Origin of the sequence: Sulfuriflexus mobilis (assembly GCF_003967195.1) — a bacterium.
Taxonomy (GTDB): domain Bacteria; phylum Pseudomonadota; class Gammaproteobacteria; order AKS1; family AKS1; genus Sulfuriflexus; species Sulfuriflexus mobilis.
In genome coordinates this window covers 2,761,382-2,782,903 of the sequence record NZ_AP018725.1, presented here as the reverse complement: position 1 = coordinate 2,782,903, position 21,522 = coordinate 2,761,382, and the positions used below count along the sequence as shown (strand labels likewise).

Below are 21,522 nucleotides of genomic sequence, written 5' to 3'. Positions count from 1 at the left end.
CTTTTATGAAGTTTCCTTTACAATTCAGGCTAATGGACTCACCATGCTGGTGAAGTTGCAGGAATAAAAGAATCACTGCCAGAAATTAATGGCTGCTAATATAATTGTTGGCGAGTAATAAAATAAAAGAGAACGTTACATGATAAAACAGCTTACCTGGACCGGGTTCTTCCTGCGTTTCTTATTCGCAATGCTGGTGGTATTCGTCAGCTATAATCCTGAGGGCTACTCCTATTATCATTGGGCATTAGAAAATTTCTTCCCACTTGACCCACTTAAGATTATTGCCGGTATTTTACTGGCCATTGGCTGGGTGATCTTTATCCGCGCAACGTTACGCTCCCTTGGTGGAATAGGCTTGTTACTAGTAAGTAGTTTGTGTGTGGCAATACTGTGGTTTTTGGTCGATGCGGGTCTGAAATCTGAGGATAGTATCCGTTTCTATGCGTATGCCGGACTGATTATCATGACACTCATATTAGCGATTGGCATGTCCTGGTCGCATATTCGCCGCCGCTTATCGGGTCAATATGATACAGATGATGTGGATGAAAATGATTAGTTCTCATTAACAGAGGAAAAAAGCTTGCGAACCTTTACGTGTACATGCGGCAACACCCTGTACTTCGATAACAATCTTTGTCTGCAATGTGGCAAGACACTGGGTTTTGACCCCGCGCAGTTGACGATTCTACCCCTGCTGCAGGGTGAGGGGGATGACTGGCAGCCGGACTCAGGCTCTGCGCTACGCTTTCATAAATGTGGCAATTATCTGGCCGGCCATGGTTGTAACTGGTTGATCCCCGCCGAAGAGGACGAACACTTTTGTCTCGCCTGCCGGCTGAACGAAGTGATACCCGACCTGAGCAAGGACGAGAACGAACAGCGCTGGTATAAACTGGAAAGCGCCAAACGCCGTCTTATCTATACCTTATTAACCCTGCGTCTGCCGATCACTACCTATCATCAGGACAAGGATCATGGTCTGGCCTTTCGTTTTATGGAGGATATCAAAGGCTTTGATATGTTCTCTGAGGAAATGGTGACCTATGAAGAAATTATGACAGGCCACAATGCCGGCACCATAACCATTAATATTCTGGAGGCCGACGACAGTGAACGTGAAAAAATCCGCGAGAGCATGAATGAGGCCTATCGCACGATACTGGGTCACTTTCGTCATGAGATCGGTCACTATTACTGGGACCAGTTTATTGCTCGAACGGAGCGTCTTGATGAGTTTCGTGCATTGTTTGGCGATGAGCGCAATGATTACAAAAATGCATTATCACAATATTATCAATATGGCGCACAGGCTAACTGGCAGGATAATTTCATTAGTGCCTACGCCAGCTCCCATCCCTGGGAAGACTGGGCCGAAAGCTGGGCACACTACCTGCACTTTATGGATGTGCTGGAGACGGCCAGCCATCACCATGTGGGTATTCAGGGTGATGAAATTAAGTACACCCAAAATAATCTACGCGATTGGCTTGAGTTTCACGATTTCGGAAGCATCATCGGGCAACTGGTCAAACTCATGCGCACGCTGAACGAATTAAATCGCAGTCTGGGATTTCCCGATCCCTACCCCTTTGAGCATTCACCAACGGTAATTAACAAACTGGGATTCATCCATCGTGTCGTCATGTCGAGCTGAGACCGCCTAGTCTTCCCAGTCAAACCTCGGCAGGTTCTGAAATGCCTGTTGTAGGCCCTCCGCCCAACGGTTTTGAATATCGGTAAACAACGGAGTACTTAGGTCAATCTTGGTATAACGTGGTTCGGTGAGTGAATTTGCTGTGTAGATAGCAAGCTCGAGTGGCGGACCTACCGACACATTACTGCGCATGGTTGAATCCAGCGAGACCAGGGCACAACGTGCGGCATCGTTAAGGCTGGTTTTAGGTGTAATGATGCGATCCAGAATGGGTTTGCCATATTTTGTTTCACCGATTTGCATGTAGGGGGTCTCGGGAGAAACCGTAATATAGTTGCCTTCCGGGTAAACCAGATAGATGTCATCTTCTTCCTCACCAATCTGCCCGCCGACGATAAAATTTGCTTCCAGGGTTTTATGGTTGTCTTTGAAGGCTTTCGCATGCTCAGCCTGCTCCTGCTGATTAATGGAGCCAATGTAATGGGCGATTTCAAACAGCTTTTTTGCCTTACGCAGGTTAAAGTCTGCATTTTTATCGTCCAGGTCGTGATTAACCCGATTAATCACCGCCTGGGTGGTGGCAAGGTTACCAGAGGTCAAGATGACCAGTGTCCTGTCACCGGGCCAGTTAAAGGTATGCATCTTGCTGTAGGTGCGCACGTAGTCTACACCGGCATTGGTGCGCGAATCGGATGCCAGCACAATACCGCCATCTACTTTAATTGCTACACAAGCTGTCATAGTGATATTTCCCATTAAGTTGCACTGAAAGTGTGCGTAAGGCGCATAGTAATAACATAAAATACGCGGCCATGCGCAGTGATTTTACAACGTAAATTCAAGTTGATATAGTGGTTACAGGTTCATTACCAGCATGTTTTTATGTCTATTCGATGGGGGAGTTACAAGGTACAGGGCATCTATGATGAACTCATCCGTGCTGCGGGCAAACCGCGTGATGCAGCCAAGCCACTCTGCGATTACCTTCGCAACCTCAAAGACAGAGAAATAGAAGAATACAAAGCCGCTGCTGAACTGGCCATTCACGTTATGGGCATTACCTTTACCGTGTACAGCGAGGAGGAGGGTTCCATCGACCGAGCCTGGCCGTTCGATATTATTCCTCGCATTATTGATAAAAAAGAATGGAATCGGGTTGAGCGGGGCCTGAAACAACGTGTTCAGGCATTAAACTTGTTTATCGATGACCTTTACCACGAACAAAAAATCGTAAAAGACAAGGTCTTTCCCGCTGCGCTATTGCAGGACTCGGTTAACTTCCGACCTCAGTGCATGGGCATTACACCACCAAACCACATCTGGGCACATATTTGTGGCTCTGACCTGGTGCGCGATGAGCACGGCACTATCTATGTGCTGGAGGATAACCTGCGCGTGCCCTCGGGCGTGTCGTATATGCTGGAAAACCGCATGGTCATGAAACGCGTGTTTCCAGATTTGTTTGAAGACTACAATATACTGCCGGTAGATGACTATCCGTCCCAGCTCTATGACACACTGGCCTCGATCTCACCACGCGATGTGGCGCAACCCGAGATTGTGGTGCTGACCCCGGGCATTTATAACTCTGCTTATTTTGAGCATGCCTACCTGGCACAGCAAATGGGTGCGGAACTGGTAGAGGGAAATGACCTTTACGTTGATGATAAAGACGTGGTGTATATGCGTACAGTTGACGGCTTGTCGCGCGTTGATGTTATTTACCGCCGCATCGATGATCTGTTCCTCGACCCGGAGGTTTTTAACCCGGATTCGACGATTGGTGTTCCCGGCCTGATGCGCGCCTGGAAAGCGGGCAATGTCGCCCTGGCCAATGCGCCCGGTGCAGGTGTGGCAGATGATAAGGTTGTTTACGCCTATGTGCCGGAGATCATTAAATACTATCTGGGAGAGGAGCCTCTGATCCCCAACGTACCTACCTATAAGTGTAATAATAAGGATGAACGTAGCTACGTACTGGATAATATCGATCAACTGGTGGTGAAACCTGCCAACGAATCGGGTGGTTACGGCATGTTGATAGGCCCGCATGCGACCAGGAAGGAACATAGCAAGTTCAAACGACTGGTAAAACGTGATCCGCGTAACTACGTTGCGCAGCCCATGTTAACACTGTCGACTGCGCCTACCCTTATAGGTAACCGGGTAGAGCCGCGTCACCTGGATTTGCGCCCGTTTATTTTATCCGGCAGCGATACCACCTATGTCACTATGGGTGGGCTCACACGTGTGGCCCTGCGTAAGGGCTCGATCGTGGTTAATTCATCTCAGGGTGGTGGTTCAAAAGACACCTGGATCGTGGATATGGAAGCTAACTAGTCATGCTATCGCGTGTTGCTGAAAATATTTACTGGATGGCCCGTTATATTGAACGTGCAGAAAATACTGCACGCCTTATCAATGTCACGACCAACCTGGTGCTGGATATGCCACGTAGCGCCAATGTGGGCTGGGAGCCGATTATTGAGATCATGGGTGGCGAGGAGATTTTTCATGAACACTATGATAGTAGTGAGGAACGCAATATCCTGAAATTCATGATTGCGGATTTGCATAATCCCTGTTCTATAATAGGTTCATTACAGTTGGCACGCGAGAATGCCAGGACCATTCGCGATATTATCCCGCGCGAAACATGGGAAAGCATTAATGATTTATATATCTATGCCAAATCAAATGCTCAATCCGGAATTTCCCGAAAGAACCGACATTATTATTTGCAAAAGGTCATTCTTGGTGCGCAAACCATTACTGGGCAACTCGCGGGAACCATGTACCACGACCTGGGTTATGATTTCCTGCGATTAGGTCGAAACCTTGAACGCGCCGATATGACTACTCGTATTATCGATGTGCGCTCGGCCGACTTGCTTGAAGAGGAACACGAGAGCCTTACCCCTTATGAAAACATACAGTGGATGAGTGTTCTGAAATCTTTGACTGCTTACCAGATGTATCGTCGCATCGTGCAGGTCAGGGTACGCCGCCCCGATGTACTGAAATTCCTGTTACAAGAACGAAAATTCCCGCGTGCCTTTTACCATGCCCTGTGTGAAGTGGAAAACTGTCTGAAGAACCTGCCAAAAAATAAGCAGGGTATCGCGCATATCAAACAGCTACAAGACACCGTGCTTTCTGCCAACCCGGAAAAACTGAAACAGGCAGAGCTTCATAAGTTTATCGATAAATTACAGTTTGGCCTGATGAAGATCAATACTGACATTACTGACAGCTATTTTCGTCGCCATGTTTAGGACCCGTTAGTTCATAGCGCCCAATGATCCAAGAATACTAAAAAGCAACATCGCACCGTATATCGCGCGCCCTGATCGAGGCTGTCCTGTGGATCATTCGGACGTACCATAAAGCACTGATAACCACCAAATATTGATATGGTTTTTATCCAGGTATTGCCATCTCTTAAAAATGTAGTGACAGTGGAATTCACGTGCGTAGCTATAGCCACTGTTTACACCATTTCAATACATACTTGAGTCTTGACTTGGCGTCGTTGACGCTTGTCTATAGTAAATTCTTATAGCTTTCCATAAATTTTACAATGGCTATTATTTCTATTGCAGTTCTTAAAATTAGGTGTAGTTTATGTGTCCCGTCCACATAAGGAGATAGCTCTAATGAAAAACACCATGTTAATGCCCGCCACCGTTGCGCTGCTCTTAGGTCTGGCATTTAGTCCGATTATCATGGCTGAACACGGCCCTGGCAAGGGCGAAGGGTCAGGCCCTAAGATGATGCATGGCGGTGGTCACGGCCCGTCATGGAAGGAGTCACTGACTGATGTGCAGAAACTCAAAATCAAAAAAATGAAAGTGGATTACCTGAAGGTCAAGTATCCGATAAAGGCCAGAATGAAAACCATCAAGATTGATCTGGCGGTGCTGGTAACCGCCGACAAGCCTGATCAGCGGGCCATAGATGCAAAGATAGATGAACTACTCGTATTGAAAAAAGACCTGTTGAAGGCGAAGTACGCGCATAAGATTGCCGTGCGCAAGGAGCTGAAAGCGGATCAACAGGTGTTGTTCGACAAGCATATGTTGAATAAGGCAAAACGCAAGAAATGCAGGGGCCATCACCCTTAAGCATTAATGCCAAGAGCGTCGCATGTTTTTACGTAAGTCGGGCCAGAATAAGAACACTTAAATAGTCTTTAATCTGGCCCGACATACGATGTTAACTATGATATGTATTTGTATAGGTAGTTTTACTAGTACACCCTCATTTTTTCTGTAGTTATGATTCCCTATAAATTCACGAAAGTGGGTTTCTTAGTTGACTTAATCCCGCCGTGGGTAAAATATATTACGTGGCTGTGGGCACGGTTGCACAGTCGAGTTTACTTAGTCACGCCCGGATACTGATAAATACGATAAATAGTTACTCTCTTACGCTACTGAGTTAAATGCAGGACTGAGAAGGCTATTATCTTTCAACGGGTAAGAATCTTTATAGACGGCTTAAGTGGCATGGCCCACAGGGAGAGTTCTATGAAATTAGTCTTCATATTTCTGATAATAACCATGGGTCTTTCAGCATGTTCAAAAACCGAGGAACCCGGCAACGATTCGGTGGGTATTGCGCCTATATCTGAAGAGGATGTAGAGGCGCGCGCAACAGACCGCAGCAAGGTATGCACCGCGACGGTCGCCTCGGCCTCGGAGAATGATCTGCCGGGCGTGCATTTTTCCTGTAGTGACAGTGATTGCCAAAGCAGCAATCCAGTGGGAAAAAAACTTGATTATGCCTGCAGGGGTAATGTCTGCCCGGTTAGCACATCGTCGACTGATGCATTGGCGTCGTGTGTTTCCGGCGGCCAAGGCTACAGCCGCGCTTGCCGAGTAACCTTGTCACACGTCACGAGCTGCCATAACAGAGACGAATAGGGCATAACACAGTTGGCTATATTGCTTGCCAAAAGCGGTCGTAGCAAAACATAAGGAGGTGAGGTCTTATATCTGAAGACCATGGTTAGGGATCATTTTATGTAACTCTATTATTGAGAGTATTAATTCTTTAGTTTTGGCACAGGAGGATATACAGATGACTAATAACACAAAATCACAAGGAGCGACAAAACCTGTAAACACCCCACCGGGGCAGGAAGAATTTGCAGAGCAGGCGGAGAAGGAGGCTCTTGAAAAGGCTAAGGAGGTGGCAGAGGAGTTGACCAATATTGTGGCAGAATCTGTTTCCCCGCCGGGGACAAAAATTCCCAGGAGGAAGAAGTGATACGAATTATTATGTTAAACATCTGATTCTTTGAGAATCATTAGGAGGCAACGGGGGGATGAATGCATAGTCTCCCCGCTGTTGTTATGTTGATCCGAAATTCAGGCCGGAATAGTCGAATCAACAACGTACCATATACCATGCGCCCTGGTCGAAGCTGTCCTGTGGGTCGGCCGGCCGGACGATAAAACACTGATAACCACCAAAGATGGATGCGATTTTTATCCAGGTATTGCCATCTCTGCGTTGGTATTGTCTGGCCTGGTCGACCTGGCTGAAGATTGATAGGGGGGGCTCGATTTTTGTCTCGATTACCCGCGCATCGGTAATATTTGTATTAAAACCGGGATGGGGATTTTTCTCAAAGCGGCGTACCTCCTCCAGACTGCGCGAGATCAACAGCGCAGCATTTATCCGTGGTTTGACCGGGACAGAATTTATAATGGCTGGAGGTTTGACGGCTTGTGCCGGTTTGGCGGGTTGTTCTTGCCGGATAATCTTCACCGGGGGTGTCGGTTTGATGGTCACCGTGAGTGGATTTGTGATGCTAATTACGTTGCTTACGGGCGGGTACTGAATAAAGCCTAGAATAGACACATGTAGAACAACTGATATGACCAGCAGGTATACCAGGCGCCGTGGCCGGGGTGCAGATGCAGCCTCAGTCGAATAATATGCAGGCAGTCCTCTTTTCATTCATCCTTGTATTCCAGTAAATCACCGGGCTGGCAGTTCAAGTGCTTGCAAATGGCTTCCAGTGTGGTCAGGCGAATCGCCTTGGCCTTGCCGGTTTTGAGAATAGACAGGTTTTGTTCGGTAATGCCGATCAACTGTGCCAGCTCATTCGAACGCATCTTGCGCTTCGCCAGCATTACATCCAGATTTACAATTATCGCCATAAGCTTGTTACACCGTGTGTGCCTGTTCCTCTTCGAGTTTACGTGCCTCATCCATGACCCAGGAAATCAATACGACGATGGCACCCATAAGCAAGATGACGAAATCGCTCAGGCCAAGTTGTGCCGCGATCAGTCGTTGACCCGGCGGGTTCACTGAGGTCACTACGCCGCTGAGCATCGGCAGATACAAAAGACTCGCCAAGACCCAGAACATTAATACCCAGCCCAGTTGCCTGAAGCACTTCACTGTGGGGCTCGCAAAAACAATGCCCTTTTCATACAGGTTGAACAGTTTGGCAAGGATATACATAGCCGCAATGACCACGCCAATAGGTAACATACTAATAACGAAGCCGAGTAGACGCGCCAATAGAGATAATTCGGCCTCGACCCTGATGGGCAACGGCACAAATTCCTGGGGGAAGTGGTTAAAGCCCAGCCAGTAGATGAGCGATAGCAGTGGCAGTATCACCACAAGGGCTGAAAACAGTAGCCGGAACCGGCGGCTAACCCGTTGAATACGCATTAAATCCTCATTTTCCATGACGGCATTCTCCTGATCCTGTGTCCGATATGAAACGACTATAGATCAAAAATTATCGTAAAACAATAAAAAAATATCAATTATCATGAAGAAGAATGGGGTGGGGACAATATTTACGGTTATCCAGGAGCCCTTCTCAGTGAGCGTATTTACGCAGTGATCTACGGCAGGGTTAATAACACGGCCACCCTGGGCTGACCTGAATATCGGCAAATAGAAGAAATAACAAGAGACTGGATGAGCCCCACTTTCCTCTAATACATGTAAATACTGACAATAAGGGATAGAGACTTTTAACGTCTCAAATGCCCTATGCTACCTTGCCTATATGGAATAACAATAAACGGAATGGCTGCACCTCATGATAAGAAAGATGCCTTAATACTTCATCCTACCCTATAAGCCGGTTAGCGAATTTCTTCGTTACGGTATTTCTTCTGCAGGATCACAGGGCGCATGAGGGCATAGCCCTTGAGTTGCCAGTGCGCCAGCTCTGTCATGGCGGAGGGAATGACATCGATAAAGTCATAAAAGTCATCGACGGCATAGTCAAAATCGTTCGCCGCCAATGCGCAAACCTTGAACTCGACACCGAGCTCGGCGTAATAACGCATACGCTCGACGGCCTCCTTGTATTTGCCATAGTTTTTCTTCGCCACCGTGACGATCTCGGTGCCGTGGATGATAACTTTTATGGAGTTTTCATCAATGCTGATGTCATAGGGCGCCTCGCTGAGCGGGTTTAGATGCGAGCGCAGCCAGAACAAGGCGCTGTTGATGTCCTGGGGTTCATCAAAGTAGAAGTCGTAGACGACCTTCTGCGCGGTATAAGGGGTCTGGACAACATCCGCCTGTGCGCTGGACAGGTTCAGGAACAGGTATAGAAACAGCAAACTGGTTAAATAGATGCGTCGTGACATGATAGCCTCCTTGGCGGGAACCCATTCGGGATGCTTATTAATAATAGCCCTGTTTACGCCTGAAAACAGATAGAGTTTGTCGGGGATTTTGAGCAATAATTGGCGTAAACAGGGGGTTTACGCGACCCAAGGGTGAAAATAATAGAGGATAACGCCGAATTTACCTAGAATCGAAGCTGGGCGCGGAAAATAATAAAATAGGCATTTTAATGAAATCAGCGCTATGTGCATAGATGGCTTATTGCTTCAGGCGATAGCCTGACCTGAACATCCACCAGACGGTAACAAGACAGGTGCTGAGGAATACCAGCACCACGGTCAGGCTCAGCCAGACGCTCACATCGGCCACTTCGAAAAAGCTCCAGCGAAAGCCACTGATCAGGTAGACCACCGGGTTAAACAGAGTCACCGTCTGCCAGGCGGGGGGCAGCATATCCACGGAGTAAAAGCTGCCACCGAGGAACACCAGTGGCGTGATCACTAGTAGTGGGATGAGTTGCAGTTTTTCGAAGTCTTTTGCCCACAGCCCGATGATAAAGCCAAACAGGCTGAAGGACACACAGGTCAAAATCAGGAACGCGAGCATCCATACGGGGTGGGCAATTTCAATCGTGACAAAGAACCCCGCCGTCGCCAGAATAACCAGACCAATGATGAATGACTTGGTGGCAGCAGCGCCTACATAGCCGATCAGTATTTCAACGAAGGAGACGGGCGCAGACATGAGTTCATAGATGGTGCCGGTAAACTTGGGAAAGAAAATACCGAACGAGGCATTCGCTATGCTATGGGTCAGTAGTGCGAGCATCATCAGACCGGGGACGATGAAGGCCCCATAGGAAACACCGCCGACCTGTTCAATGCGTGAACCGATGGCTGAGCCAAACACCACGAAATACAGTACGGTGGAGATCACCGGTGAGGCAAAACTCTGCAGCAGGGTATTCCAGGCGCGTAGCATTTCATATTTATAGATCACTCTGACGGCGTAGAGGTTCATGATTTGGCACCTACCAGGCCGATAAAAATATCTTCCAGAGAACTTTCCGAGGTGTCGACGTCTTTCAGCAACAAGCCGGCATCACTAATGGCCGACAATAAACCTGCAACCCCTGTGTGTTGATTCAGCGGGTCGTAGGTATAGGTGAGTTGTCTCCCTTCGGCCGAGAGTTCCAGTGCCCAGGTATGTAGCGTTGCAGGAATGCTGTCCACGGCCTGTTCAAGTTCGATAATCAGCTGTCTTTTACCGAGCTTATGCATCAGCGCCCGCTTATCATCGACCAGTAGCAGCTCACCACCGTTGATCACGCCAACACGGTCAGCGATTGCCTCGGCTTCTTCAATATAGTGTGTGGTCAGGATAATCGTCACCCCCGACTCGCGCAGGCGCTCCACCAATGCCCACATGTCTTTGCGCAACTCCACGTCCACACCCGCCGTGGGCTCATCCAGAAACAGGATCGAAGGTTCGTGAGACAGCGCCTTGCCTATGAGCACACGCCGCTTCATACCACCTGACAGCGTCATGAGATAGTTGTCTTTCTTCCCCCATAGCGACAAATCTTTTAGCAGCCGTTCGAGGTAGGCAGGGTCGGGCTTTTTGCCGAACAGGCCGCGGCTGAAAGACAGCGTGTTCCAGACGGTATCAAAGGCGCCGAGTGTGAGCTCCTGTGGGACCAGGCCGATCAAGGCACGCGTGGTGCGGTAATCCTTGATGATGTCATGGTCGGCAACGGTCACCGAGCCTGAACTGGCATTCACTATGCCGCAGATAATCGAGATCAGGGTGGTCTTGCCGGCGCCGTTTGGCCCGAGCAAGGCCAGTATCTCACCGGGCGAGATATCCAGGCTGACGTCTTTCAGGGCGTGAAAACCGTTGGCGTAGGTTTTGGACAGATTCGATATAGAGACGATAGATGGCATAGTTAATTCTACATAAAATACAGTGCATTGACACGGTTGGGGCCGAGAAGTTCAAATGGACCGGGGGCGGTGACACAATGCCTCTCATTCTCATCCGAAATCTGATATTAAAGGGTATTCCTTTCTTAACCTATATATTAAACAATAGTGAGTCCTGAAACCTACTGACATAACGTTGTCAGTAGTGGGTTGTTAAGGTGTTGGCTCTACTCAAACACAAGGAAATAACAATGGACCAACAAACAATGAGGCAACATGGCGCGTTTAGCTGGAATGAGTTGATGACAACCGATGTCCCTGCGGCAAAGGCCTTTTATGGCCAGCTTTTTGACTGGGATATGCAGGATGAGAAGACCTGTGACATGTCATATACGATGGCCAGGGCGGGTCAACAGGAGGTGGCAGGGATTATGGCAATGCCCCCGGAGGCTGGAGGCGCCCCACCTGCATGGGGCGCTTATGTCACGGTAGATGATGTCGATCAACGATCCACACAGGTTGAAAAACTCGGGGGCAAGATCATTATCCCGGCACGGGATATCCCCAATGTCGGGCGTTTCGTGGTGATCGCTGATCCCCAGGGAGCCGTGCTGGCGTTGATTACCTACACGCACATAGGCTAGTGGCCATGGCGGACCCATACTTCAGCCCAGACTGCATGAGGTTTCTACGCAATATAGCGAAGAACAATAACCGCGACTGGTTCACTGAAAACAAGATGGTATATGAAGAGGTGGTCCGCACACCTGCTTTGCGGTTTATTGCAGACATGGCCGATGACCTGGCAATACTATCCCCTCACTTTCTGGCCCAGCCAAAGAAAGTGGGGGGATCGTTAATGCGTATTTACCGAGACGTACGTTTTGGCAGGGATAAGCGCCCCTATAAGACCAATATTGGTATCCAGTTCCGGCATGAACAGGGCAAGGATGTACATGCCCCCGGATTTTATGTGCATATAGAGCCCGGTGAATGTTTTGTCGGCGTGGGTATTTGGCGACCGGATTCTCCGGCACTGGGTAAAATCCGTGACAGGATTTGCGAGCACGGAGACAAATGGCAGTCGGCGATTAACCAGAAAACCTTTAAGAAGCATTACGAGCTAAGCGGTGATTCTCTTATTAACGCGCCTCGTGGCTATGCTAAAGACCATCCACTTGTTCATGATCTCAAGCGTAAGGACTTTATTGGGATATCCAGGATCGATGATGATAGCGTACTTAGTGCGCGGTTCAGGAACAAAGTATTTGATCGTTTTAAAGTAGCAGATAGTTACATGCAGTTTCTATGTCAGGCACTGGAATTGCGGTACTGAGCATGCGGCGAGCGGATCGGCTATTTCAGATTATTCAAAATTTGCATCATGATCGTGTCATAACGGCACATGATCTGGCTGAAGAACTTGAGGTTTCAGAACGAACAATATACCGGGATATTCAGGATTTAAGCCTGTCTGGTGTGCCCATAACGGGTGAGGCAGGACAGGGCTACCGGATAATGCGTGGCTACCAGCTACCTCCGTTGATGTTTAGTGAGGAAGAATTGGAAGCATTGTTATTAGGTGCGCGTATGGTGAGGGTCTGGACGGATAAGGGCCTGGCACGTGCGGCACATCAGGCACTGCAAAAGATAGAACACGTTATACCGGATAAATTAAAACCGGAACTGGCACGACAAGAGTTGGTTGTGCCGGATTTTCCCATGGAAGGCCAGGCGGGTGAGCAACTCATGGTTGTGCGCCTGGCTATCAAGCAGCAACACAAAATCAGTTTTGACTATAAACGTGAAGACGGGCAAGACTCCAAACGAACTGTGCACCCGCTCGGATTGTTCTACTGGGGTAAGGTATGGACCTTGGTGGCATGGTGTGAATTACGCGACGCGTTCCGGCACTTCCGGCTCGACCGCATGGCAGATATCGAGAAGCATGACGAAAAATACCAAATTATCGAGGGCAGAAGCCTGCAGGATTTCCTCAGCAATGAGTGTAGGTGAAGAATACTGTGCACTGACCTGATTTTATTTTGTTAAGGATGTTTTATAGTCAGGTTATTACAATATGTTTCTTTTATACGCAGTGCGCCGATAAAGGCAATAATGGCAAAGGCCAACATGAGCAACATGGCATCCTGATAGTTTTGCCAGCTATAAAGGTTAATACCTTTGGCGGTTTTTCCATCCCAACCCAGGTCCAGCACCCAGCCAAATAGGGGTTGCATGATAGCAGCGCCGAGAAAAAGCCCGGTGTTAACCAGGCTGATTGCCATACCAGAGAGTGCAGGTTGAGTGACCTCCTTGGCACAAGGATAGGTCAACACAAAACCACCACTGGTAATACCAATCAGCATAAACAGGGTCATGGCAAGGGTGCCCGGTTGCCAGGGGATATAAATCAATGCCAGCCAGGCAAGTGTATAGACGCCTGCGCTGATGAGGATCACCGGTTTGCGCAGGCCGATGCGATCAGAAATCCAGCCGGCTAATAATGTACCGACCGCCAGGCTTATCAGGGTGATGGTAGTATAGACTGAGGCCTCGTCACGACTGAGATGAAAGCCGTCTCGGAGTAACGGGATGCCCCACAGGCCGGCAAACGCAAACAGCCCACCGGCCATGCCAAAGTTTATCCAGAAGCCGGGCCAGGCGGTAAGGTTACTGAATACCTTGAGTAAATCCTTGACCCAGTGCTGGTGACGTTCTGCATGCGCAAGCATACCATCCATTTCACGCACGGAGGGGAAGCCGGCATCTTCGGGGCGATTGCGTACATAGAGTAGCGTCAGGGCGGCGAGTAGCAGCGACATGATGCCCATGGCAATAAAGATCTCACGCCATGACCAGATATTGAGTAAGACGGATAAGGGTTTTGCCGCCAGTACAGAACCGAGGTTGCCCATTAAAAGGGTCAAACCGGAAACCAGCCCATAGACCCGATCGCGAAACCAGACGCTGTTATTTTTCATCAAGCCGACAAAGATAACCGATACGCCGAGGCCGACCAGAAACCGACCAGCTGAAGCCAATTCAATCGTTTCCGCCGTGGCAAAGACTATCGAACCCACACCGGCAATCAGATTACCAGTGGTTACCGATGCGCGGTTGCCGAGTGTATCGGCGAGTACGCCCGCAGGGATCTGCATCAATGCATAAATGTAGTAATACATCGCTGCCAGTGAGCCCAGAGCGGTAGCCGAGGTCTGGAAACTGGCCATGAGTTCAGCGGATACCACGCCGGGGGCCATGCGATGAAAATATACCGACATGTAAGCCAGAATAAGGATGATGAAGATTGTGGCGCGTGTCCATTGGAAGCGTCGCTGTTCATCGGTATGCATAATGGGCCTGATCTTAAGACAAAGACCTCATCCTAGGCAAAAACAGCTGCCATGTAAAAAGTGATGATAGAGACCGGGGGTTCTGCACACAAAAGCCTTCAAAGGCAATGAGTTAACAGGGGTTAGTGAGAATCAAAGAGTCAGCGTGCTTGAAATTAGGTACCCGGTTAAATAGGGGGAGGTCAGATTGTCATGGATTGTTTTTTTAATTCGCTCTTGACAGGTCTAAATATAAATAGAAAAAAAATTCAGATTCCAGTTGGTTTTGGGACATCAATAAATAAAATTATCATCGACCCGGATAACGTTGATTTAGGCGGAATGTGTTCTTATAAAAAAGTATTAGTTTGCAAAGGAACGCGTTATGTTGAATCTCCGTATAATTATTCGTAACGTCTGTCGCGCAATGAGGAGAAAAAATGCAGCCAGGGCAGCGCTATATTGGCATTCCTTTAGAAACGAACCACTGATTCTCCACCCTGTTCGATCCAGCCATGGATCATCTTCTTCGTGGTAAAGCCGCTGGAGCAATTACCGTTATGATCGATGACAATGACCCCGCCACGACCGTTTACCTTCCGGGTTAAATACGCCATGCCGGCTTGTGTGGCCTCTTCGGCATTCATATCTTTCATATAGATAAAGTCGGAAATTGTCTTTGATATCACTGAGCGCATGAACTCTTCGCCATAACCGGTAGCCGAGACGGCACAGGTTTCATTGTCGGCATAGACGCCGGCACCGATGATGGGTGAATCACCCACTCGCCCCATACGTTTGTTGACGATACCGCCTGTCGATGTTGCTGCGGCAAGGTTGCCAAGCGGGTCACGGGCTATGGCACCAATGGTGCCGTATTTCTGATCCTCGCTGTCTCCTTCAGTATCGTCATGATCGAGCATGATCTTGTTATGCAGACGTGCCTGCTTTAACTGCTCGATACGGTCTGGTGTATAAAAATAGTCGTCTGGTGCAGGAGTGATGCCGCAATGCTCTGCAAAGCGCATGGCACCCTCGGAAATTAACATGACGTGTTCACTTTCGGACATGACTAAACGGGCGAGCTGGATCGGGTTGGCAATATTACCGACTGCCGCGACAGCACCCGCAGAGAGGTCTCGACCATCCATAATGGCGGCATCCATTTCGACCTTGCCCTTTTCATTCAGTACCGAGCCGCAGCCAGCATTGAAAATAGGATCATCTTCCAGCAGAGACGCGCAGGTCTCTACCGTCTGTAGTGCAGAACCGCCGAGTTCAAGGACTTCACGGCCATGTTCAAGAACCCGCCGTATCGCCTCAAGATATCTCATTGCTGTTTTGTCGTCTTTGACGTTATCGAGTGCTCCGGCTCCACCATGAACCATGAGTGAATAGCTAGCTGTTTGACTCATAAAAGGCTTCTTGATTGTGACCAGGCTCAGATGCCCAGGCACCTGAGTGTACTGTTACTGACCATATCAAAGGCGTGCATCAAGTTCTACTGCCAGGGCTTGCTGATAAGCGGGCGAACCGGCCAAAAGGATGACTAGCTTACCGAGACTAATGGTACCCCAGTTGACGATAATGGCCCCCTCACCGGTCTTGCTGTTGAACTCAATATCACTGAGGTCTATAGCCGCCAGGTTTTTATGCCGGGTCGATAGAGTGATCGCGCTCCATGTAGGTATATTGAGCTTTTGTGCGATCAGGGTTGGATAGGTGGCACCATTAAAACGCGGGTTGCATTCAATGGCTGGAAAACGCAGCCCCATTTTTGTTTGTACAATGGCGACATCAAAGGCGAAGATTCCCTTCATTCCATGGTCTTTTAGCCAGTATGCCATGGCATCAACGGCCTCCCAGGGTTCATGGCTGGCCGGTACACGATTTCCCTGATGGACAAAACCATCCAAAATTTGTTCACTCGCGGCAAGACGAACAAGGTCATCGCCAATGACAGTATATTGCAGATTCAGGAAGGTCTCGGTCTTAACCTCTTCCTGTATTTGCACCGGCACCTCATGATCAAACCTTACCATTGCCAGAATTAAGGCTTCTTTATCCTCACAGCGGTAAATACCCACACCGGAAACCGAAACAGCCGCCTTCAGATAACAGGGATAGACAATCTCCTCCAGGGTGTCAGGGTCTATGTCGCCGACTTTGTCAAAGCACCGTGTTTTAGGCACATCAATGCCGAGTTTATCGGCTAAGGTCATAAAATTATTTTTGGAATTGATATAGTCAACGGTTTCCAGCCACTCGGCGTCACCCCAGTATTTATATTCGTCGGGACCAAAATAGAAAAGCGAGGGCTGGTAATTGACATGCATCATCAAGTGTTTTAAATCGAGATCCCAGATGACGTTCTCACTATAGCTGAGCCCGATACGCTTATAGTGACTAGTAATATCCTGCCACAGAGGTTTCAGGTCCGGATGTAATTGTATAATGTCCCAGGGTTCTGAAAGCCCCAGGGCTCGGGCTGAATAGAGATGATTGCCGACAACACCCTCGGCAGTGCAATGCATAATGTCGTGATTAATGACATAACGACGCGTTGACTGATAGTCGTGTTTGATGGCAGTTGACATGACTTACTTCCTCTAATTTCTCTGCTCTTTATAAGAGGCATCTGGAGTTATAGTGGCAAGTTTTGTGCCATGTAAAAAACGGCAGTTATTACGGAAAATTGCACTCTCGGTGTGCGCGGTTGCTTAAAATAGCTATACTCGCTCATGATTGGTGCGAACCAATGATGCTTTATTACGTGAAAATAAAAGGCCAAGGCTGCGGTGACTAATGATAATCATTTGCATTAGTATGAAACTCTGAGAGTTAACCCGTCACAGCGCCGAATAAAAGGGGCCGGTACGAGCGAGTTCATTACCACGCTGAATGGGGCTGTTCCACTTATTGCTGTCGAATAATAACCAGAATACCGGGACAGGTAGACAGGATTTCATGCAGGCTAAGTCAACTTCCGTTATTTCGCAGGATGCGCTTCTGAAAAAGCAGGAGCAGCATCTCTTCAAGTATGCCGTGAAGGCACCGGTATTCGTAATGCTGCTGGCGATTATGCTGTTCACCACACAGTTTTTTGTGTTTGGCGAAAGCTACCTGTTCGAATGGTTTATGGTTGTCTCCGCGGTCAGCCTGGCGCGTCTGCTGCTTGCCATTGCCTACCGGGCACAGCGTTTCCCGGGCGTATCATCAAAGCGTTGGATTAACCTGTATATCTACGCGGTTTGTCTGACCGGCGCCCTGTGTGGGGTGGCCGTGTTTTTGATCCCAGGGGATAGGCTCGAGCTGCATTTTCTGACCCTGTTAGTGGTTAGCGGTGTCATGTCGGGTGCCATGCCGATGGTTGCGATCATTCGCAATGTCTATCCGGTGTATGTGGTGTTAATACTTGCGCCCTATATAGTGCAATATATTCACTTCGGTAGTCCCATATACCTCACCATTATCGTCTTTATGGTGATTTATGGCCTGTTTATGATCCTCACCAGCCGAGAGACGCATGAGAATTACATCGAGATAGTCCGCCTGCAAATAGCTGAAGGGGAGAATGCCCGCCTGGACATGCTGACCGGGGTGGCTAATCGTCGTGCCTTCGTGGAAATCTACGCCAATGAATGGAAGCATGCGCAACGTGCAGGCTACCCACTGTCGATCATGTTAATCGACGTAGACGAATTCAAGAGTTACAACGACCACTATGGTCATATTATGGGCGATGAGTGTTTGCGGCGTATCGCCTCCACGATTAGTAACAGCCTGGAGCGTGATACCGACAAGGTTGCCCGCTACGGCGGTGAGGAATTCACAGTGATACTGCCGAGTACGGATGCGCGGGCCGGCCAGACGATCGCAGAGCGGTTGCGCGGGGCAGTTGCCAAACTGGCAATACCCCATGCGCGCTCAAAAACGGCAAACTATGTGACGATAAGCATTGGTGGTATTACGCGCATACCCACGTTGGATTTAACACCAGGCGAGTTTCTCACTGAGGCAGACACCCTGCTTTACAAATCAAAACATAACGGCAGAAACCGGGTTAGTTGGGCGATGAATTCGGCTTAAGGCCTCATGAGAAATACACGCTGTTGCTTGTTCCCAGTCTTTAATTCTTTATCTAGCGGTTTCCTTCTGAGCTAAAATAGGGTACAAGGGCGCCATGAAAATCCCAAAGAGAATCCAGCCTCTGGTTGATAGCGGTCTGGTGGATGAAGTCATTAGCCGCCTGATGAGTGGCAAAGAGGCAGATGTCTATGTCGTCCGCTGCGGTGCGGATATCCGCTGTGCCAAGGTCTACAAAGAGGCGTTAAAGCGTAGCTTCAAGCAGGCCGTGTTATACCAGGAAGGCCGTAAGGTGCGTAATAGTCGTCGCGCCCGCGCCATGGAGAAGGGTTCCAAGTTCGGCCGTAAACAGCAGGAAGAGACCTGGCAGACCGCTGAGGTCGATGCCCTCTACCGCCTGGCCAGCGCCGGCGTGCGCGTTCCTCAGCCCTATGACTGCCTTGACGGTGTCTTACTGATGGAGTTGATCACCGATGCCGAAGGCCAGGTGGCGCCGCGCCTGGGCGATATATCGATGACCGCTGAACAGGCGCTGGCAGACCATGCCATGGTCATGCGATACGTGGTGCGTATGCTCTGTGTCGGTCTGGTGCATGGCGACCTGTCAGAATTTAATGTACTGGTGGATGCAGATGGCCCGGTCATTATTGACCTGCCACAAGCGGTTGATGCGGCCGGAAATAACAATGCCGAGTCGATGCTGGCGCGAGATGTTAACAATATCACCAACTACTATGCCCACTACGCCCCCGAATTGCTCAACAGCCAATATGCCAAGGAAATCTGGGCGCTGTACGAGAACGGCGAGTTACACGCTGATACCGAGCTGACGGGCCATTTTGCGGAAAGCACGCAAGCTATCGATGTGGATGCGGTGATGGACGAAATCAATGCGGCCTATGCAGAAGAGCAGGAACGGCAGGCACGCCTGCGTGAATCAGAAGAAGCGGGTTAATTTGCCTTTATTTTTGACAAGGGTAATAACAGAGTCGGTATCATGGGGCAGAGAATATTGGGCTCTGGTATTTTAGCGTATTGTCTGCTCTGAGCCATATCTATCCCTAGCCCCATTTTGCCTCATGGCACAGCAAGATAAATACCCCCTTAAAATACAATAGCATAAAGGGCCGAGGGAATTTGGAGGGCGCCTGGCTTTGAATTATACTAAAGCGAATATTTCCTTTCGCACATACGGGTGTAATCAGATGTCGATAGAAGGCCTGCGGTCTATAACTTCGCGATCAAAAGAGATGCTGGATCTGGCGCGGCATTATGCCGAACAGATAGAGTCGTTACCAGAGGGTGACGACAAACGTGCGTGGCTTGAAGAAGAGGCAAAACGACTCATACAAGAGGCGCGAGCTCTAACGCAACAGGCCAAAGAACAAATGACCAAGATCAACAAGTGAGGAAACACGATGGCTACCTTGCTCGAGCAGATCGCTGAACTCCAATCTGAAAATCTGTCGGTAGAGGAAGAGGTCAATGACTTTATAAAACGTCAGCGGGCGAAAGATCAATCCAAGATTGCCTGGCGTATTATTAATGTCTTCGTGGCCGCCATCTTGGCAATATTTCTGTTGGTAATTGGATACCTGCTGTTCGGCCAGACCGAAGGTGGATGGAAGGCCCCGGCTGAGTTTCTCGTTACTTTTATCTCATCGGTACTCCTGCCTATCGTTACCCTGGTGTTGGGCTATTATTTTGGCAAAGTAAAGTCCGAATAAGCTGCTCTGGGCCAGAGCACATTTATATAAATATCTAATTTGAAAACCGCAGTAAATAGCGCCGGCAAATTCCAAGGACTTCATTCCATATCAATCTAGCAACGCTTTCGCGATGGCATATACGACATCGCCATTATTAGCGAGTGCACTTCCTAAACTATATTTTTATGCAAATTGTTATCATGCCGCGTGTTTGTATTGGTTTTACTGGTCGCCTTTTTTGTAGGTACCCACACTGAATCAGTGTCCTGAGTGGTTACCGAAATGACTTATGGAATAATCGTCTTTGTTGCAAAAGGAGCCGGTGCATAGGAAAATGGTTTTTTTAGCCTAGAATAGTCTGTTGAGAAGTGAAAGGACTAGATATGTCAAAAGCCAATAAACAGCTAGTACTTGACCATATCTCCTGGTCATGGAATGAAGGTAAGTTTGATCAATTCAGAGAGGTGGTCTCACCAAGTTTCTATTATCAAACGACCTTTACTAGCGAAATCCTGAATCTTGAGGATTATATTGAATTTATTACTGAGCTTCGTGAGGCCATTCCCGGGTTAATCGTAGAGATAGAAGAGATCATGAGCGAAGGTGATCGCGTTATGACACATACCAGTTTTATAGGTGCTGTCAAAAAGCCGGTATTTGGATTACCGGTGAGTGATAAAATTATCGCATTCCCGGCGGCCTCATTTTGGGAAATACGCCACGGAAAGATTAAAAGCCTTAATACGATGATCAATATCTCAGAAATAGAACGACAAATAGGTATCGATTTGGAATTCGACAGGCCGTTACTGAAACAGCCGGAATAACCGTATTTTGAGAGAAGCTTCTTCAAATATCTAAGAGAATTTACCCTTAACCCTGTGTAATGTAGCGATGAGAAGCACCTTTCGATGTCTACAGTTGCCATAGGGGTCGCTGTTACGCAGAAGGGCTGTGGAGAAGAGCAAGGGCCCGGGACTTGTTTGAATATCAGCCTTCTACGCAAAGCGCCTGGCTTGTCGCATCTTTTTTCTACTTTATTCACTATGTTCTCCTTATATGAGGCTCATTACAGCCCCTGTCATTCGAGGCCGTTGCCAAGATGTGAAAAATGCCGCGCGGATGACTGGATTAATATCTAAATGATAACTATAATCATTTGCATTAGTATTTGTGTTGTTGCGAGTATGAGGGTG

25 protein-coding genes are annotated in these 21,522 nt (G+C 48.5%); 15 read left to right on the top strand and 10 right to left on the bottom strand.

Annotation, left to right across the window (positions count from 1 at the left end):
* Nucleotides 1-139 precede the first annotated feature (139 nt).
* Nucleotides 140-562: a DUF6524 family protein gene (locus EL386_RS13960; protein ID WP_126456836.1), complete on the top strand. Its 423-nt coding sequence runs from the start codon at nucleotides 140-142 to the stop codon at nucleotides 560-562.
* Between the two features lie 24 nt (nucleotides 563-586).
* Entirely contained in the window at nucleotides 587-1,660 is a 1,074-nt protein-coding gene (locus tag EL386_RS13955) for a zinc-binding metallopeptidase family protein (RefSeq protein WP_126456835.1), read from the top strand.
* Between the two features lie 6 nt (nucleotides 1,661-1,666).
* Here EL386_RS13955 and EL386_RS13950 read toward each other — a convergent pair whose 3' ends face one another.
* Nucleotides 1,667-2,401 carry a proteasome-type protease gene (locus EL386_RS13950; protein ID WP_126456834.1) on the bottom strand — a complete coding sequence of 245 codons (735 nt, stop codon included), beginning with the start codon at nucleotides 2,399-2,401 and terminating at the stop codon, nucleotides 1,667-1,669.
* 141 nt (nucleotides 2,402-2,542) lie between these two features.
* Between EL386_RS13950 and EL386_RS13945 the strand changes: the two genes are divergently transcribed.
* The 5 genes from EL386_RS13945 (at nucleotide 2,543) to EL386_RS13925 (ending at nucleotide 6,931) form a co-directional block, all read left to right on the top strand.
* Nucleotides 2,543-4,000, top strand: coding sequence for a circularly permuted type 2 ATP-grasp protein (locus EL386_RS13945; RefSeq protein ID WP_126456833.1), 1,458 nt, complete (start codon nucleotides 2,543-2,545; stop codon nucleotides 3,998-4,000).
* Between the two features lie 2 nt (nucleotides 4,001-4,002).
* Nucleotides 4,003-4,935 carry an alpha-E domain-containing protein gene (locus EL386_RS13940; RefSeq protein ID WP_126456832.1) on the top strand — a complete coding sequence of 311 codons (933 nt, stop codon included), beginning with the start codon at nucleotides 4,003-4,005 and terminating at the stop codon, nucleotides 4,933-4,935.
* A gap of 381 nt (nucleotides 4,936-5,316) precedes the next feature.
* The gene (locus tag EL386_RS13935; protein ID WP_126456831.1) at nucleotides 5,317-5,784 is read left to right on the top strand and encodes a Spy/CpxP family protein refolding chaperone; all 468 of its coding nucleotides are present in this window, start codon (nucleotides 5,317-5,319) and stop codon (nucleotides 5,782-5,784) included.
* Nucleotides 5,785-6,189: 405 nt separating this feature from the next.
* Nucleotides 6,190-6,585, top strand: coding sequence for a hypothetical protein (locus EL386_RS13930; protein ID WP_126456830.1), 396 nt, complete (start codon nucleotides 6,190-6,192; stop codon nucleotides 6,583-6,585).
* Between the two features lie 157 nt (nucleotides 6,586-6,742).
* Entirely contained in the window at nucleotides 6,743-6,931 is a 189-nt protein-coding gene (locus tag EL386_RS13925; protein WP_126456829.1) for a hypothetical protein, read from the top strand.
* A gap of 120 nt (nucleotides 6,932-7,051) precedes the next feature.
* Here the strand turns inward: EL386_RS13925 and EL386_RS13920 are convergent, their stop codons facing one another.
* From EL386_RS13920 to EL386_RS13895, 6 genes are all read right to left on the bottom strand, one after another.
* A complete protein-coding gene (locus EL386_RS13920) occupies nucleotides 7,052-7,459 on the bottom strand; it encodes a hypothetical protein (RefSeq protein WP_126456828.1) in 408 nt (135 codons plus the stop codon).
* 164 nt (nucleotides 7,460-7,623) lie between these two features.
* Nucleotides 7,624-7,830 carry a helix-turn-helix domain-containing protein gene (locus EL386_RS13915; RefSeq protein WP_126456827.1) on the bottom strand — a complete coding sequence of 69 codons (207 nt, stop codon included), beginning with the start codon at nucleotides 7,828-7,830 and terminating at the stop codon, nucleotides 7,624-7,626.
* A gap of 7 nt (nucleotides 7,831-7,837) precedes the next feature.
* A complete protein-coding gene (locus tag EL386_RS13910) occupies nucleotides 7,838-8,374 on the bottom strand; it encodes a DUF2975 domain-containing protein (RefSeq protein WP_126456826.1) in 537 nt (178 codons plus the stop codon).
* Nucleotides 8,375-8,781: 407 nt separating this feature from the next.
* Nucleotides 8,782-9,294 carry a DsrE family protein gene (locus EL386_RS13905; RefSeq protein WP_126456825.1) on the bottom strand — a complete coding sequence of 171 codons (513 nt, stop codon included), beginning with the start codon at nucleotides 9,292-9,294 and terminating at the stop codon, nucleotides 8,782-8,784.
* A gap of 238 nt (nucleotides 9,295-9,532) precedes the next feature.
* On the bottom strand, nucleotides 9,533-10,294 hold the full coding sequence (locus tag EL386_RS13900; protein WP_126456824.1) for an ABC transporter permease: 762 nt from the start codon (nucleotides 10,292-10,294) through the stop codon (nucleotides 9,533-9,535).
* Entirely contained in the window at nucleotides 10,291-11,217 is a 927-nt protein-coding gene (locus EL386_RS13895) for an ABC transporter ATP-binding protein (protein WP_126456823.1), read from the bottom strand. Before EL386_RS13895 ends, EL386_RS13900 begins: the two co-directional genes overlap by 4 nt.
* Before the next feature lie 230 nt (nucleotides 11,218-11,447).
* Between EL386_RS13895 and EL386_RS13890 the strand changes: the two genes are divergently transcribed.
* The 3 genes from EL386_RS13890 to EL386_RS13880 are packed head-to-tail and all read left to right on the top strand — an operon-like array spanning nucleotide 11,448 to nucleotide 13,212.
* Entirely contained in the window at nucleotides 11,448-11,840 is a 393-nt protein-coding gene (locus EL386_RS13890) for a VOC family protein (RefSeq protein ID WP_126456822.1), read from the top strand.
* Between the two features lie 5 nt (nucleotides 11,841-11,845).
* Complete coding sequence (locus EL386_RS13885) at nucleotides 11,846-12,532, top strand: DUF2461 domain-containing protein (protein ID WP_126456821.1); 687 nt, start codon at nucleotides 11,846-11,848, stop codon at nucleotides 12,530-12,532.
* Nucleotides 12,505-13,212, top strand: coding sequence for a helix-turn-helix transcriptional regulator (locus EL386_RS13880; RefSeq protein WP_197722106.1), 708 nt, complete (start codon nucleotides 12,505-12,507; stop codon nucleotides 13,210-13,212). The genes EL386_RS13885 and EL386_RS13880 overlap by 28 nt, the downstream gene beginning before the upstream one ends.
* A 32-nt stretch (nucleotides 13,213-13,244) precedes the next feature.
* Here EL386_RS13880 and EL386_RS13875 read toward each other — a convergent pair whose 3' ends face one another.
* The 3 genes from EL386_RS13875 to EL386_RS13865 form a co-directional block, all read right to left on the bottom strand.
* Nucleotides 13,245-14,552: an MFS transporter gene (locus tag EL386_RS13875; protein WP_126456820.1), complete on the bottom strand. Its 1,308-nt coding sequence runs from the start codon at nucleotides 14,550-14,552 to the stop codon at nucleotides 13,245-13,247.
* A 452-nt stretch (nucleotides 14,553-15,004) separates the two neighbouring features.
* Nucleotides 15,005-15,946 (bottom strand): isoaspartyl peptidase/L-asparaginase family protein, encoded by a 942-nt coding sequence (locus EL386_RS13870; protein ID WP_126456819.1) that lies wholly within the window; start codon nucleotides 15,944-15,946, stop codon nucleotides 15,005-15,007.
* Nucleotides 15,947-16,012: 66 nt separating this feature from the next.
* Nucleotides 16,013-17,128, bottom strand: coding sequence for an ATP-grasp domain-containing protein (locus tag EL386_RS13865; RefSeq protein WP_126456818.1), 1,116 nt, complete (start codon nucleotides 17,126-17,128; stop codon nucleotides 16,013-16,015).
* A gap of 370 nt (nucleotides 17,129-17,498) precedes the next feature.
* Here EL386_RS13865 and EL386_RS13860 point away from each other — a divergent pair, with 370 nt between their 5' ends.
* From EL386_RS13860 to EL386_RS13840, 5 genes are all read left to right on the top strand, one after another.
* Nucleotides 17,499-18,620, top strand: a complete 1,122-nt coding sequence (locus EL386_RS13860) for a diguanylate cyclase (RefSeq protein WP_172597737.1) — start codon at nucleotides 17,499-17,501, stop codon at nucleotides 18,618-18,620.
* A gap of 94 nt (nucleotides 18,621-18,714) precedes the next feature.
* A complete protein-coding gene (locus tag EL386_RS13855; RefSeq protein WP_126456816.1) occupies nucleotides 18,715-19,572 on the top strand; it encodes a PA4780 family RIO1-like protein kinase in 858 nt (285 codons plus the stop codon).
* A gap of 250 nt (nucleotides 19,573-19,822) precedes the next feature.
* Nucleotides 19,823-20,026 (top strand): hypothetical protein, encoded by a 204-nt coding sequence (locus tag EL386_RS13850; RefSeq protein WP_126456815.1) that lies wholly within the window; start codon nucleotides 19,823-19,825, stop codon nucleotides 20,024-20,026.
* Nucleotides 20,027-20,035: 9 nt separating this feature from the next.
* Entirely contained in the window at nucleotides 20,036-20,344 is a 309-nt protein-coding gene (locus EL386_RS13845; RefSeq protein ID WP_126456814.1) for a hypothetical protein, read from the top strand.
* A 365-nt stretch (nucleotides 20,345-20,709) separates the two neighbouring features.
* Nucleotides 20,710-21,153: an ester cyclase gene (locus EL386_RS13840; protein WP_126456813.1), complete on the top strand. Its 444-nt coding sequence runs from the start codon at nucleotides 20,710-20,712 to the stop codon at nucleotides 21,151-21,153.
* The last annotated feature ends 369 nt before the right edge of the window (nucleotides 21,154-21,522 follow it).